This window comes from Paenibacillus sp. Soil787 (assembly GCF_001429545.1).
Taxonomy (GTDB): Bacteria; Bacillota; Bacilli; order Paenibacillales; family NBRC-103111; genus Paenibacillus_E.
Genome location: NZ_LMSP01000034.1, coordinates 150,515 through 166,110, shown reverse-complemented (window position 1 = coordinate 166,110; position 15,596 = coordinate 150,515). Strand labels below are relative to the sequence as shown.

The window sequence follows — 15,596 nt, the reverse complement described above, 5'->3', positions numbered from 1 at the left end:
TGTAGAATAAACCGTAGGTTAATTAGTAAACCTTGATGTAAGGTTTTATCACATCGTGGACAAGTAAGAGCAGGCACAAGATTTATCACTCGGGAGGAGAACGGGAGACTTTGAAATTCAAAACGAAATTGCAAGCGAGTAATTTGAAGAACGTAAGAAATAGGAGAGTAAACCTGTCCATCCTTCGAAATCTTAAACTACGATTTAAACTGCTGCTTATGAACGCTATTGCTATTTTGTTCCTACTAATTGTAGGTATTACGGGCTATTTTTACATGGATAAGATGTCTAGTAATTCTACTAGAATGTACGAGGAAAGTCTGCTATCTGTCAAATGGATTAATCAATTGAAGTCAAATTTTAATGAAACCGAAGCCAATCTGCTAGAGATGATGCTTTCGACCGATGTGAAATACAAGGTCAAATTAAAAGTTAAATTAGATGAAAATAGTGCCAAGAATAAAGAGCTGGTCACTAAAATAGCTGGAATTTCTTTAAATCAAGAGGAAACTGACGCTTTTAAAAGCTTTGAGGAACTGAATCTGAAGTACCGTGAGGTTATCGTCAGTACGATAGAACATGCGACCCAAAATAATCAAGTAGCCTACCAAGTATATAACAATGAGGTTTCACCTCAAGGTGATAAAACGATTGAAGTATTGGACAAATTGGTTCTGCTCAAAGAGTTCGCTGCAGAACAATTTCAACGTTCGAGCACAGCAGATTCTGCAACATCACATTGGGTCATTATCCTTACCATTGTTATCGCAATCATCGTAATGACAGCAAATGCACTAGCTTTAAATATGATTATTACGACGCCAATTCGCAGGTTGCAGGAGCATATGGAGAAAGCGGCTAGAGGTGATCTTTCTGTAAAAGGTGACTACCCTTACGGGGATGAGGTCGGTAAATTGACAGGCTCCTTTAATGTCATGACCGAAAGTCTGCGCAGCTTAGTTAAACAGATCGCTGACAATGCTCTGACACTCTCAGCGAGTTCCGAAGAACTTCTGGCGAGTTCGGAGCAAAGCTCCCTGGCTGCGAAGCAGGTAGCGACATCCAGCCAGAAGCTATCCGAAGATTTCGATAAGCAGTTTGCCGGCGTGAATCAAGCGAACGAGGCAGTTCAGCAAATGCTGACAAGTACGAAGCTCATTGATGAGTCAGCCCAAGAGGTTGCCGAACTCGCCGAACAAGCAACCCAAGCGGCACAAAACGGCAAACAATCCGTGGTCTCGATTGCCGGTCAAATGACGGAAATCTCTGATGCTGTTCGCGAAGTCAACGATGTGATTGAAGCATTAGGTAAAAATGCTTACAAAATTGGTGAGATTGTCAATGTCATCAACGAAATTTCCACACAAACGAATCTTCTCTCTTTGAATGCTGCTATTGAGGCAGCTCGTGCTGGAGAAGCGGGTCGCGGATTCGCTGTTGTAGCTGGAGAAGTGCGAAAGCTTGCTGAGCAATCCTCTTCATCTGCACGCAACATTACGGAGCTTGTCTCCACGATTCAAAGACAGATCAATCACGCTGTAAGCTCCATGCATGCGGGAGCAGGTAAAGTGGAAGTTGGCTTATCGATTTCGGGGAAGGCACAAGAATCCTTCGTCCACATTGAATCATCCGTTGAGAAAGTGAATGCGAAAGTGGAAAATGTGAACCTGAATATTCACCAGCTTGTTGATGCTAATTTACGCATAGAACAAGTGATGGGGATCGTGAGTGCTGTTTCGGAAACAGGGATTTCCGTCAGTCAAGAGACATCGGCTGCCAGTCAGCAGCAAATGTCGACGACCGAGGAAATTGAGAATTCCGCCAAATCCTTGGCAGGATTGGCTGAGGAATTACAAATTTCTTTGCAGAAATTTACGGTGTAGAGAGATGGCCGCGGGCGGTTTGCCCGCGGTTTTTTGTTTGGGCTGCCGCGGAAACAATTGTATTCATCGCGAAGTGTTGGGAGCGCGTGGATGCGACTTGATAGTGAGATAAACATGCTTAAAATCGGGGGATCCGTCCGGAACCTCCGTAATGTCTGCAGAGGTGATGAAATTTATCGCTAAAGTGAAGGGAGTGCGAGAAAGTGACTTCATAGTGATGAAAAACATGCTTAAAGTAGTTGGATTCGGCCAAATCCTCTGGATGAGTTGCTGAGACGATGAATTTCATCGCTAAAGTGAGGGGAATGCKAGAAAGTGACTTCATAGTGATGAAAAACATGCTTAAAGTAGGTGGATTCGTCCAAATCTGCTGGATGAGTTGCTGAGACGATGAATTTCATCGCTAAAGTRAGGGGAWTGCGAGAAAGTAACTCCATAGAGATGAAAAACATGCTTAAAGTAGGTGGATTCGTCCAAATCTGCTGGATGAGTTGCTGAGACGATGAATTTCATCGCTAAAGTAAGGGGAGTGCGAGAAAGTAACTCCATAGAGATGAAAAACATGCTTAAAGTAGTTGGATACGGCCAAATCCTCTGGATGAGTTGCTGAGACGATGAATTTCATCGCTAAAGTAAGAGGAGTGCGAGAAAGTGACTTCATAGTGATGAAAACATGCTTAAAGTAGGAGATTTCGACTAGATCCTCCGAAATGTCTGCTGAGACGATGAAATTCATCGCTAAAGTGAAGGGAATGCAAGAAAGTAACTCCATAGAGATGAAAAACATGCTTAAAGTAGGTGGATTCTTCCAGAATCGGCCTAATGTCTGCTGAGACGATGAATTTCATCACTAAAGTGAGTGGATTGCGAAAAAGTAACTCCATAGAGATGAAAAACATGCTTAAAGTAGGTGGATTCTTCCAGAATCGGCCTAATGTCTGCTGAGACGATGAATTTCATCGCTAAAGTAAGGGGAGTGCGAGAAAGTGACTTCATAGTGATGAAAAACATGCTTAAAGTAGCAGATTTCGACTAGACCCTTCGAAAAGTCTGCTGAGACGATGAATTTCATCGCTAAAGTGAGGGGAATGCGAGAAAGTGACTTCATAGTGATGAAAAACATGCTTAAAGTAGGTGGATTCGTCCAGAATCGGCCTAATGTCTGCTGAGACGATGAAATTCATCGCTAAAGTGAAAGGAATGCGAGAAAGTGACTTCATAATGATGAAAAACATGCTTAAAGTAGGTGGATTCGTCCAGAATCAGCCTAATGTCTGCTGAGACGATGAATTTCATCGCTAAAGTGAGGGGAATGCGAGAAAGTAACTCCATAGCGATGAAAAACATGCTTAAAGTAGTTGGATTCGTCCAGAATCGGCCTAACGTCTGCTGAGACGATGAAATTCATCGCTAAAGTGAGGGGATTGCGAGAAAGTGACTCCATAGAGATGAAAAACATGCTTAAATTGTCACATTAATTAAAAGTATGTGAATTTTGAAGCACCGCGGGCGTAAGACGGTAAGTTCGGATTCTCTCTGTTCCTTTTCCTGCGATTTGGATCAAGTCTTTTTTTAGCATGTCTTTCAAAATGTGTCGTGCCTTTTGTTTTTCTACATGAAGAACGTCGCACACATCTTGAGGTGTAAGTGATCTACTTAGTGTAAGGGCATACCGAAACACTTCTTTTTCTATGTAGCTCATGCTAAAGTTTTGTGGCAACGTTCCGCCAAGGTAACGACCCATAAACTGCTGCAGGGTTTGTTCACACATGCGGGGGCGATCTTTGACGTCATCGTATGAGAAGCGTAGAATTTTCCATCCATCAATAATGAGGTGGTTTTGGCGATTGCATTGGTCGGCAAATTGACTCCGGCTTATTTGGGAAGAGTGCGCGCCGTAACCATCAATTTCAATGGCTAGCTTAAGGGAATGACGTAGAAAAGCGAAATCGAGAAATCGGGTGCCATCACGAAAGTCTTTCACTTCATATTCGGGGTGCAGGTCGTTAAAGTTACTGAATGCTTGCCACCAAACTTGATGAAGAAATGCTTTTTCAGCATGGCCATGGCCTTCTTTCAGCCTTCGTAATCGTTCACCTGTTCTGATAGCTAGATGCTGAGATAGGTAATTTTCATGTGCAGCGGACATAAGATCGTTCATTTACAAGACCTCCCAAAGAAATAAATAAGCCGCTTCTCGAGATCAGCAAGTGCTGAACTAGATAAGCGGCGTGTGCTTCACAGCCGTGTTGTAGTGTTTATGTGCAAAAGTATGTGTCTTTTGTACCCAATTGTTCTATGTGCTCAATGTCTACTATCTTAAACAGATAATATCATAAGAACCTTTAAAGAGATAGTAGCAGCCCTAACTTTAGAATTTACGTTGACCGATAGCTGGTAACTCTGCTTTTGATTGGTGAGGTTTGGCTTTTACGTTTTTGATGTAGGTTTGGTTTGAAAATATTGAATGTTGATGTTAGGCATTTATGTTATAAATGGTTGTTAGGCTTTTACGTTTTGATTGGTGAGGTCAGACTTATACTATGTCGAATAGACTAAATAAAGCCATAAGGTTTGGGAAAGTCGAGTACTGATTGCTAAGAAGAAAGTGTTGAAAAATAAGTATATTTATATGTTGACATTATGATCATTTCCGTATATAATTTATGAATTGATTGAAATGAACCATATAAACACTTAAAACCAAACCTCATTTACCCCACACGAACGATTAGCGAGAAGAAAGTAACCCCCTCTCCTTGTTTGTTTTTCTCCCAATGTGTAGTAAAAATCAGCTCATTTATGGTAAACCCGAGGCAACGTCAAGTGTTTCGGCAGCAGGTGTTTGTTAAGCAATTCGTACTGGCGCGGTCATTGGAGCCGCAAGGATGGAAGAGAGGTAGGGCTTTCATTGTTTTGATTCCAACACATGATTTATGCAATTTCATAGATATCAATAATAGCAAGCATAAGGCTGTTTTTATCTATTTTTAGGGATAAGGATGGCCTTTTTCTATTGCAACAAACCCAAATCGTTCCCGTCCTGATACCAGGATGGGAACGATTTTTTGCGCAGATAAGACTTCCATGCCGCGTTGCGGCACTACTGATGAATGGAAATTTTTAATTTTCAGCGCAGAAAGTATAAGTTTTCTTACACTTCGTGCCATCAGTCTTGACAAACGCGCTCGTCCCTGAAGGACGACGGAGTCGTTTATCCTTGTTACTGGTGAAACAAAGCGCATTCCATTACAATAAAAAGGAATAGTTAATTCGTAAAGGATGGTTGCTATGATTTGGAATATGAATTGGACATTCCTCCTGCTGGCCATACTATTTGAAACAGTGGGAACGACGGCCATGAAAATGTCTTTAGGTTTTACAAGATTAGGTCCGTCTGTTGTTATGGGAGTTTGCTATATTTTGTGCTTCACCTTACTGACGCTGGCTCTGAAGCAGCTCGATGTCAGCTTGGCTTACGCTATCTGGTCTGGAGTAGGGACAGCACTCATCACGATTATCGGTATCTGGTGGTTCAATGAATCGGTTTCCACACTGAAGGTGCTTTCTATTGTTCTCATCATTTTAGGGGTTATTGGTCTACATATAAGCAGCAGCGGGGACGAGGCTCAACCGAAGACCTCACAAGCGCAAAGTTCTCTAACAACAATAAACTTGGACAAAAAGAATAGATGGAATTGAGGGGGAGAAATCTATGAGCGAGCATCGTTTTGAACTAAAAGCGGTATGGTCCGGAGGCTTGGACGGCGCAGGTCACATCCAAGCCGGTAACTTAGACACAGCGATCTCTGTTCCAAGCCAATTAGATGGTCCTGGAGTCGGCACGAATCCGGAGGAGTTGCTGCTTGGCGCGGCAGCGACCTGCTATTTAATCACCCTCAGTATGCTGCTGAAGCGGCTTGGAATTGAATCGATCGAGCTGAACTCAGAGATATACGTCCATAGCAGTCCGGCAATGAAGGTGGATAAAATCATTCACCGGCCGCGAATCGGTATCCCAACTCATACTTCTCAAGAGCTTTCGGATAAAATAAGCAAAGCGACCTATCGAGCTGAGCAGGCTTGCATGATCAGTAAAGCTTTAAAAGGGAATGTTGAGGTCATCGTAGAACCTGAGATTCATCAACTGATGGAGTAGAAGACTTTATCCCTACAGCACCCAAACCTATCCCTAGGATCATAAAATGCGGGTCATTTATAATCAAAAGTAAGCAGTGAAAGGCGCCAATTCTAGGATGGTGCCTCATTTTGTTTGGAAGGAGTCTGCCATCGTCGATGAATTTGAACAAAAAAGTGTTTATCGGTTTTTTAATGTTCATTATTATCCCATTGTTCGTACTGGGCTCCGCTGTTTATACGGTATCTCAGCAGCTAATCGAGAAGAAATACGGCGATTTGACCGAGGTCACGCTGCAGGCGATTTCCCGTAATATTTATTACATGTTCAAGGAAGCTAATTACTTTTCGGACTTTTGGATGGTAAAAGAGAGCATTCAGGGGATCTACCGAACGATCGATGAAGTGAAGCCGAATGAAGAAACGCTCTCGTCTTATGACTTGAATACCTTTGATACCTTGCTGCGAGGTTCCATATTGACCTATTCACCTGTACAATCCGTAGCGATTTATAATAATAACGGCAAATCGTTTAATGCGGGGCGCGGGGGTGGAAGCGCTTTGCCGTGGACAGCGCTCACGCAAAGTACCGCATTCCAGCACATTCAGGAATTGAACGGAAGTCCACTCTGGATTGGACCTTCCGAGTATAAGGAATTCGGGACGGGCCGCGGGGAATTCTATCAAGCGAGAATGGTCAAAGATTTCTGGACGATGGACAACCTGGGGTTCATGCTGCTGAAGTTCAAATTCAATGAGCTTGATCAAATATTCAAATCATTCAATACGAATGAGGAAAGCTCGAAGCGTTATTTGCTCGTCAATAAAAGCGGTCTTATTTTTTATGATAATAAGCAAAATTTAGAAGGTGCCAATGTGCTGCAGCTGCTGCCTGGCAAATTGGATCTGCAGCTAAACAATAACAGTTTCAAGGCGAATTTTCAGAATGAAAAAAGCTTAGTTTCACTCTACCATTTAAATATTAATCAGATGGGTGTTCAGGATTGGAGCGTCGTGTCGATTACCTCATGGAAGTATGTGGCCGGGGAAATTGAGACGATTATGAAGCTGGTCGCGGGGATTACGTTCGTCTGTTTATTTTTTGCACTCGTGTACAATCTAGTTTTCGTAAGGAAAATTATTCAGTTGATTCTGCGTATGCTTTCTTCGATGAAAAAGGTTGAGCGCGGCGATTTGACGACCCGCATGGAGGAAAGCGGTAAGGATGAAACGTCCGCTCTCGCTAGAGGGTTCAACAGCTTGGTTGTGCGTGTGGAGGATCTTTTGGAAGAAGTCAAACGTCAGCAGGACCGTAAAAATAAGGCCGAGCTTATGCTGCTGCAAGCCCAGATCAAGCCGCATTTTCTTTTTAATACACTGGAATCCATCAATGTGCTGGCGATCCAAAACCAAGGGAAGAAAGTCAGCCAAATGGTGTATCGACTTGGGAATCTATTACGGATTGGGATGGAAAACAGAGAAGAGATTTCACTAAAACAAGAGCTTGAGCATCTGAAAAGCTACCTCGAAATTCAAGAATTCCGATTTGAAGATCAATTTCAATATGACATTCAAGCTCCACCTGAGCTTTTGGATTATTGCATTCTCAAGCTTACTCTTCAACCATTGGTAGAGAATAGTTTGCAGCATGGTTTTGAACCCATTGATTATATGGGCATGATCTCCGTAAAGGTTGTGGATGAGGGGGAACGGATTGCTCTTTATGTGAAGGATAACGGCATCGGTATAAATGCGGAGAAATTAGCTAAATTCCATTATAAAACAGAGCTAGAGACGCCATTTCACGAAATATTGGGCGTGAATGAAGAACGAAGAGGACTTGGTGTCAGCAATGTAGCTGACCGAATACGTATCCAATATGGCACACATTATGGCATGTTCATCTGCAGTCAAGAAGGTCAAGGTACGACGATGAAGATCGTGATCCCAAAAAATAAGGGGGAAGGCTTATGAGGCTAAAAGCGATATTGGCAGATGATGAGCCTAACATTTTGCGTAATTTGCAGGCGGTTATTCCTTGGGATGAACTGGGGATTGATATCGTTGGAACGGCCAAAAACGGAGTGGAGGCACTGGAACTTAGCAGTCAGCATGTGCCGGATTTAGTTATGAGTGATATTCGTATGCCGCTAATGGATGGGATTACGTTCGTTCAGAAGCTGCGTGATATCAATGAGGATTGTACGGTGCTTATGGTGACGGGTTATCAGGATTTCGAATATGTACGCTCGTTGATGCGAGTTGGCGTGAGCGATTACATATTGAAGCCTATTAACTATGAAGAGTTAGAGAATTCGATAAGCAAATTGGCGAATGAAATCAAGGTCAAGAAGCTTAGTGAGCAAGAGGAGCAGCAAAAGTGGGGCATAATGAAAAATTTGGCCTATGAGAAAATCCTGCAGGACGTTTTGATGAATTATACGGAAATTACGCCGAATACGCTGCTTCCGATTGATGATATGGACCTTGAAACGTTGACCTACTTATTTGCGATGATTGATGTGGATGATTACTCACAGAAATCACTGCCTTGGACGGAGCAGGAGCGGAAGCTATGGAATTTCGCGGTACGAAATGTATTGCAAGATTCGCTAATGGATGAGAAATTGAAGTTCACAGTACTCCAGATCCGCGAAGGCGAGTGGTGTGTAATCATCCAATGGAATGAAACCGATGAAAGTGTGGCGTTGGTGAAGTTAAATGAAATTGCAGCTCAACTGCAGCATAACGTTTCACAATCAGTTAAATTAGGCATTAGTGTCGGCATCTTCCCTGTCGCGGTTGGACTACGTGGGCTCTCTGAGGCTTATCGAAAGCTTCAGCGATTCATGCAGCTTAATCTGGGGAAGCAGGAATCCCTACTGTTGTATAAAGATTCCAAAGAGTCATCTGATGCGAACAGCTCTTTATGGCATTTGGTGGAGGAAATTGTAACAGGTCTTAAACAGTTAAACCGTCTCAAAACGGAGGATGCTTTAAAGCGCTTAAAATTACTGCTTGAAGGTCTGTCTGACAGCTCTTTTGCCAGGGCCTATCAGATGCTGCATTTCCTCATTCTTCATTTGCTTCGCGAATTGCGAGAAATGAATTCCCTTGATTTTCAAGAGGAAGAACAGATCTGGTGTCAACTGGATAAGAGCGAGAGCATTCAACAATTGCTTCAGGTTATGGTACAGCTTGCAGCACTTGGGCTGGAAGGGACGAATAAGAAGAAAAACAGCGAGCTGCTCATGACAGCGGCGAAGGAATACATAAGAACGCACTATACGAATGATTTTGGGATCGAGGATATAGCGAGCTCCCTAGGGATTAGCTCCAGCTATTTTAGTTTATTATTTAAGCAGCATTTTGGAGAAACCTTCGTTGAATATGTCACGAAACATCGGATGGAATTGGCGAAGTCGATGCTGCTCCATAGTGATAAAAGTATTACGGACATCGGAAAAGCAGTAGGATACATCGAACGGCGATATTTTACCAAAGTATTTCAAAAGTTTACTGGCGAGATTCCGTCGGAGTTTCGCGAAAAGCGCAAAGAAGAGAAGTAGAGGAAGCAAAAAGGAGATCAATAAAGATGAGAAAAGGAACGTTGATTTCGGTAGCGGCGGTAGTGGCTATGACGTTCATTGTGTTTGTTTGCAACAGCTTAACTTCGAACAAGGAACAAAACCTTCATGCGGGCGAGACTCCCAGCCCAACAGGGGTAAAAGGAGAGCCGATTCTGCTGACGATTCGTCATACGCAAGTGAAAGATACGCAGAAGAAGCGCTTCGCGATGCTGCAGGATGTCGTAAAAGCTACGGAGTCAAAGGTGCCAGGCTTGTCCATTACGTTAGATGGGGTGGAGGATAAGGTTAATCGCTTCGAAAAGCTGAGAGCGGAGATGGCCGCTGGGAATCCGCCGGAAATATTCGACTTGTTCGGCGGAACGGATACGAAGGATTATGTCAAAGCGAATAGACTGCTTGATCTTACGCCTATCCTTAATGAGCTTGGATTAATCAATAAGTTTTATAGCTTCGAAGAGTTTACGGTTAACGGTAAAATTTATGGAATTCCAATGGCAGGGTACGTCGAGGGCTTGTACTATAACAAAAGGATTTTGGCGGATCATCAAATAAAACCACCTCGAACGTGGGAGGAACTGCTCACAGCTGCCGCGAAGCTAAAGGCCCAGAAAATAACGCCATTCGCAATGGCGGCTAAAGATTCATGGGTCATTAACATGATGAGCAATACCATGTGGGTACGTACGGCAGGGCCAGATTCTGTTCAAGGCTTTTTGGATGGAAGTAAACGATGGACGGATCCGGATGTTGTTGATGCTTTTGAAAAATATCATACGTTTATTCAAAAGGGGTATCTTCAAGAAGGCAGCTTAGCGCTGGCTTATGCCGAGCAGCAAAATAAATTTAGCATCGGTGAAGCGGCTTTCATGTTCGATGGCAGTTGGGCGAATACGCCGCTGCTTGACCCTGAGAAGTCATCCATCGTAAAGGATGTAGGCTTTATGAGTTTTCCAGCTATGGGGGGGCCAGGAGATGGTTATATCAACGGAGGATGGTCCAATGCCTATGGATTCTCTAAAAAAGTGACGCCAAATCAGCTGGTGGCCATCAAGGAGTTTATCAAGCAAATGTATAACGATTCCATGCAAAAAAGACAGCTCGTCGAAGAAGGAATGCCACCTGCCATGAAGCTGCAGGATACGAGCAATGTGAATCCACTGATTACAGAAATTCTGAATGTGTTTGCAACCAGTAAAGGTGCTTTCCCCGCATTCGACTCACGCATTCAAACGAAAGTCAGGGAAAAATTGGAGCGCGGTATGCAAGAATTAATAGGCGGCAGAACAGATCCTACCTCCTTAATGGCGGACATACAGAAGCAGCAAGAGGCTTCGAATAAGGAAGAAACCCACACCAAATAGTAGGATGTCTATACGATCCAGCTTGTAAGGGTAACAAACAAATTGTCATTGTCACATATAATGCAACATTCTCAGCAGGACAAAGCAGGTTGTTTAAAGAATTAGTTCGAAGGAAAGAGCTGTATGTTGTCGTGGCTGCCGGGAGAAATCCTTATGATTTACTTGAATTTCCTGAGATAAAGACTTATTATGCTTGTTATAAAAACGGCCGCTTGCGATGGTTTCTCTCGCGAATGTGCTGCTAGGGAAAGAGAAAGCGGTTGGAAGACTGCCTGTGACATTGTCGGAGGCGTATCCGATTGGTTGGAGGCTGGATTGATGGGGAGAGGGGAAAAAAGAGATGACACTGGAGCAAGACAAGCAGGATGTTTTTGTAAAGGATAACAGCATGAAGCAAGAAAAAGTAGCGAAAAACATCGGGGAAGAACAAGATGTTTTCGTTCGGGAGTACTTTGTTGGGGTGGATCTGGGAGGCACGAAGATGTTGGCCGCGCTGGTTGCGTACGATGGCAGCATCATCGCACGGGAAGAGATCCCTACCCTTGCGCAGCAGGGGGAAGTAGCTGTGCTCGATCGTCTGGGTAACCTGATCGAGGGAATTCTCGCGGCTGTGCCCGGCAGCCGCAGCGCTCTCCGCGGTATTGGCGTCGCCACCGCGGGCACGCTCGATACGGCGAACGGTGTCGTCACCTTCGCCACGAATCTCGGCTGGCGCAACGTTGCCGTCGCCGCCGTGTTATCGGACCGCTTCGCATGCGAGGTCCGGCTCGAGAACGACGCCACCGCCGCAGCGGCTGGCGAATGGCTGGCCGGCGCGGGCGAGGGCGCGCCGGACTGTATCTTCGTGACGATCTCCACGGGGATCGGCGGGGGCATTATCTCCGGCGGCCGCTTGATCGCCGGAGTCAACCATAACGCAGGGGAGCTCGGCCACATTTCCATTGATGGAAATGGGCCGCGCTGCCTCTGCGGAAATGTGGGGTGCCTGGAGCTCTACGCGTCAGGCACTGCCATTGGCCGCCGCGGCGCCGAGCACGTGCGCCGCGTTGCGGAAGGCGACGGCGACGCAGCCGGCGCCCTTACGAGGCTCGCGGGAGGCGACCCTGACCGCGTCGATGCGCGGTTGGTCGCGGCCGCAGCCGCGGAAGGGGATGCCGACGCCATCGGCATCCTGCGCGAAGCGGGACGAGCCCTCGGCGTCGGGCTCGTGAGCATCCTCCACCTGCTCAATCCGCAGGTGGTCATTCTTGGCGGCGGCGCTTCGCATATCGGCGAGCCGCTTCTAGGACCGATGCGTGAGATCATCAAGGATCGCTGTTTGCCTTCGATTCTAAGCCCGGTCCGATTCGTAACATCCGCTCTTGGATCCTCCGCAGGAGCTGTAGGCGCAGCCCTGCTCATGTCGAGGGATGGACGCTGAGTCATTTCAATTTATTACCAGTCATATGACAAATTTCACTAGACGTTAGGCACCTTTTTCGTTACATTAGATGAGGTTTATGAAACATTCTTGGTTCCGGTTACGTCGGAATGAAGTTGACGTTTTATGGACCAATCTATTATCGAAGGGGTGTTTTTTTTCTATGTCACAAGCCGTATCTAATTCTGCGCCAACGATGCGTTCCTTTTTTGCCAATCGTTTCGTGCAGTCCATTATGTTGTCGGGTATTTTTCTCCAAATCGGGATTTGGATTCGTAACTTCGCGATTCTCCTCTATGTAACCGACATGACGAATAACGATCCTTACTCGGTTTCCTTGATTTCCGTTGCCGAGTTTGCGCCCATATTTATTTTTTCTTTCATTGGCGGTGCTTTTGCGGATCGATGGAGACCTAAGCTCACGATGGTCTGGTGCGATATACTCAGCGCTGCCTCGGTATTTATCATTATGATTACCCTGTATTATGGTTCATGGAAGGCGATCTTTTTTGCTACATTAGTGTCGTCCATCCTATCCCAATTCTCTCAACCGTCCGGGATGAAGCTGTTCAAGGTTCATGTGCATGAATCCCAAATGCAAATGGGGATGTCGCTGTTTCAATCAATGATGGCAATCTTCATGATTTTGGGACCAATTATGGGGACTTTCGTGTATTATACCTTTGGAATCGAAGTTGCTATAGCGATCATGGGAGTTTGCTTCTTGCTTTCAGCTCTTGTGCTAACGTTTCTACCATCTGACCGTAAAGCTGAAAAAGGATCCGCAGGACCATCCACACATATTTTTGCTGAGATGGGCGAAGGCTTCCGGTATGTGCTGAAGAATAAAATGCTTGTCACTTTGGGAGGCTGCTTTGCCGTTGCCGGCCTTGCTATTGGTCTAATCAGTCCGCTTGGTATCTTCCTTGTTACGGAAAATCTAGGCTTGCCTAAAGAGAACCTGCAATGGTTTATGGCCACGAATGGTGTCGCGATGATTATCGGCGGAGGCGTGACGATGGGCTTTTCCAAAAAAATGTCATCGCAAGCGCTGCTTATACTCGGGATGTCCGTAAGTGTCGTTGCGTTTGCAGTCATTGGCATGACACATCTGCTATGGGTCGCACTTTTGATGCAATTTCTGTCCGGTCTCGTCATGCCTGCGATTCAAATTGGTATCAATACCATGATTCTTGGCAACACGGAGGAATCGTTCGTGGGTCGCGTGAATGGCATTCTGAATCCTTTGTTCATGGGTGCCATGGTCATCACAATGAGTTTGGCTGGAAGTATCAAAGCGGCCTTCTCGCTTGAAACGATTTATATCACTTGTGCAGCTTTATTTCTAGTTGGGGTCTTCATTATGCTGCCTTCTTTGAAATATAAGCAAACTGTGGTGCCGCAGGCGAGTAGTGAGTGAGGCATAAACCCTCCCGATTTTCGGGAGGGCTCTGAATAGAGACCATGTTTTCTACAAATCGAGCAAAGACCCGAAAAAAGGACACTTTGAAAAAGTGACCTCTCTCGGGTCTTTTTACTGCAACGTCACCCGATTTCTGCTAGGATAATTATAAAAGAATGTTAAAAGGTGTGTGAACGATGCTTCAGTTGTTCGTCGATATGATTGAACGGGTTGGCTTCTTGATAGCGCTCGCATTCGCCTTTTCTCGCAGTCGTTGGATGCGCAGTATTATGAGCTATCAAGGTACGAGGACCTATCAATGGCGATTTCTTTTCTTTTTCACGGCTTATGCGATTCTGGCTACTTACTCGGGAGTGACGGTTTCCGAGTACACGTATCGACCCGCACCCTGGATCGGCGAAGTTGCCCCAACAGCAGCCATTGCCAATGCTCGAACGGTTGGAGTCGTCATTGCCGGCTTGCTTGGCGGTGTGAAAAGCGGGCTCATCGTTGGTATCGCGGCCGGCCTGCATCGCTACAGCTTAGGTGGATTCGTAGCCGTAGCTTGTATGATTGCGCCCATTCTGCAAGGTGTCTTGGCTGGACTCTGCCGAAATGCGCTCAAGAAACGCTTCCGCAAGGTCGCATCCGTTCAACTCGCCTTTCTTGTTGGTTTCATGGCTGAAGCTCTGCAAATGGTCCTTATTCTTGCCCTCGCTAAGCCCTGGGGAGATGCTGTAGATCTGGTTTCGCTCATAGGTTTGCCGCAGACTCTTGCTAACAGCATCGGTGTGGCGCTTTATTTCGTGCTGTACAACACGATGGAGCGCGAAGAGGAACGCATAGGCGCGGAGCATGCGCACAAAGCGTTGCAAATTGCGGATATGACGATGCCGCTTTGGCGGCTGGAATTCGATAAGGCGGTACGTGAAATCGCGAAGGTTTTGAATAAGGAGATGAAGGCCGTTGGTGCCTTTTTCAGCAAGAATGGCTCGGCATGGATAGCGGAGGGGAGAAAGACGAAGCATTGGACCGACTTGTTCATTTATATTCCGAATCACCCTCCGATCGGGCAATTTCGCTTATATTTCGAACGAGAGCAGAATGATAATCCGTCTCGTAGACGGATGCTCTCTTCCCTTGCCGGTCTGCTTTCACAGCAGTATGCTTTTGTCGAATCCGAGAGGCAGGCACAGCTGCTGGCCGATGCAGAGATTCGTTCGCTGCAGGCACAGATGAATCCCCATTTCCTCTTTAATGTGCTGAACACTGTCAAATCGTTTATTCGCACAAAACCGGAAGAGGCTCGTCAGATGGTGATGCATCTGTCTAAATTTTTACGCAAAAACATGAGCCATAATAATCAACGCATGATCACCATACGTGATGAATACGAATTGGTTATGTCTTATCTCAGTTTGATTAAATCACGTCTTGGGGATCAAATGGATTTTTTTGCTGAAATTGATGAAAGCTTACTGGATCACCAGATCCCTCCATTTACGATTCAGCCTCTTGTCGAGAACGCCATTGTTCATGGCATCAAAAATAAGAAAGGAATCGGTGTGATCAAGCTTACGGTGAAGGAGGAGCTGGATGACGGAAAGCTGCATGCGCGGATTACCGTCGAGGACAATGGAGTTGGTCTAGAAACCGTAAAGCTTAACAGTCATGGGGAACATGCTGGTATGGCTTTACGGAATATCGAGCAGCGTCTAAACTACCATTACGGAAGAGAGCATCCGCTAGAAATTGAGAGCAAGCCAGGGGAAGGTACAAAAATTAGATTCTGGGTGAGGTGAT

Annotated in this window: 11 protein-coding genes; 9 read left to right on the top strand and 2 right to left on the bottom strand. The window is 45.4% G+C overall.

Features of this window, described 5'->3' with window-relative positions:
• The first annotated feature begins 110 nt into the window (after positions 1-110).
• Positions 111-1,883 (top strand): methyl-accepting chemotaxis protein, encoded by a 1,773-nt coding sequence (locus ASG93_RS24440; protein ID WP_056836166.1) that lies wholly within the window; start codon positions 111-113, stop codon positions 1,881-1,883.
• A 1,474-nt stretch (positions 1,884-3,357) separates the two neighbouring features.
• Here ASG93_RS24440 and ASG93_RS24435 read toward each other — a convergent pair.
• Both ASG93_RS24435 and ASG93_RS35405 read right to left on the bottom strand, forming a co-directional pair.
• Positions 3,358-4,044: a DUF559 domain-containing protein gene (locus ASG93_RS24435; protein WP_156411029.1), complete on the bottom strand. Its 687-nt coding sequence runs from the start codon at positions 4,042-4,044 to the stop codon at positions 3,358-3,360.
• An 829-nt stretch (positions 4,045-4,873) separates the two neighbouring features.
• Complete coding sequence (locus ASG93_RS35405; protein ID WP_156411028.1) at positions 4,874-5,065, bottom strand: hypothetical protein; 192 nt, start codon at positions 5,063-5,065, stop codon at positions 4,874-4,876.
• A gap of 121 nt (positions 5,066-5,186) precedes the next feature.
• Between ASG93_RS35405 and ASG93_RS24430 the strand changes: the two genes are divergently transcribed.
• From ASG93_RS24430 to ASG93_RS24395, 8 genes are all read left to right on the top strand, one after another.
• Positions 5,187-5,585: a DMT family transporter gene (locus ASG93_RS24430; protein WP_056836635.1), complete on the top strand. Its 399-nt coding sequence runs from the start codon at positions 5,187-5,189 to the stop codon at positions 5,583-5,585.
• A gap of 13 nt (positions 5,586-5,598) precedes the next feature.
• Positions 5,599-6,042: an OsmC family protein gene (locus tag ASG93_RS24425; protein ID WP_056836163.1), complete on the top strand. Its 444-nt coding sequence runs from the start codon at positions 5,599-5,601 to the stop codon at positions 6,040-6,042.
• A gap of 137 nt (positions 6,043-6,179) precedes the next feature.
• The gene (locus ASG93_RS24420; protein ID WP_056836161.1) at positions 6,180-7,994 is read left to right on the top strand and encodes a sensor histidine kinase; all 1,815 of its coding nucleotides are present in this window, start codon (positions 6,180-6,182) and stop codon (positions 7,992-7,994) included.
• Positions 7,991-9,589, top strand: coding sequence for a response regulator (locus tag ASG93_RS24415; protein ID WP_056836159.1), 1,599 nt, complete (start codon positions 7,991-7,993; stop codon positions 9,587-9,589). The genes ASG93_RS24420 and ASG93_RS24415 overlap by 4 nt, the downstream gene beginning before the upstream one ends.
• 26 nt (positions 9,590-9,615) lie before the next feature.
• Positions 9,616-10,971: an extracellular solute-binding protein gene (locus ASG93_RS24410; protein ID WP_056836157.1), complete on the top strand. Its 1,356-nt coding sequence runs from the start codon at positions 9,616-9,618 to the stop codon at positions 10,969-10,971.
• Between the two features lie 340 nt (positions 10,972-11,311).
• Positions 11,312-12,391, top strand: coding sequence for an ROK family protein (locus ASG93_RS24405; protein ID WP_082615068.1), 1,080 nt, complete (start codon positions 11,312-11,314; stop codon positions 12,389-12,391).
• A 163-nt stretch (positions 12,392-12,554) separates the two neighbouring features.
• On the top strand, positions 12,555-13,811 hold the full coding sequence (locus tag ASG93_RS24400; protein WP_056836155.1) for an MFS transporter: 1,257 nt from the start codon (positions 12,555-12,557) through the stop codon (positions 13,809-13,811).
• A 179-nt stretch (positions 13,812-13,990) separates the two neighbouring features.
• Positions 13,991-15,595: a LytS/YhcK type 5TM receptor domain-containing protein gene (locus tag ASG93_RS24395; protein WP_056836153.1), complete on the top strand. Its 1,605-nt coding sequence runs from the start codon at positions 13,991-13,993 to the stop codon at positions 15,593-15,595.
• Position 15,596 lies beyond the last annotated feature (1 nt).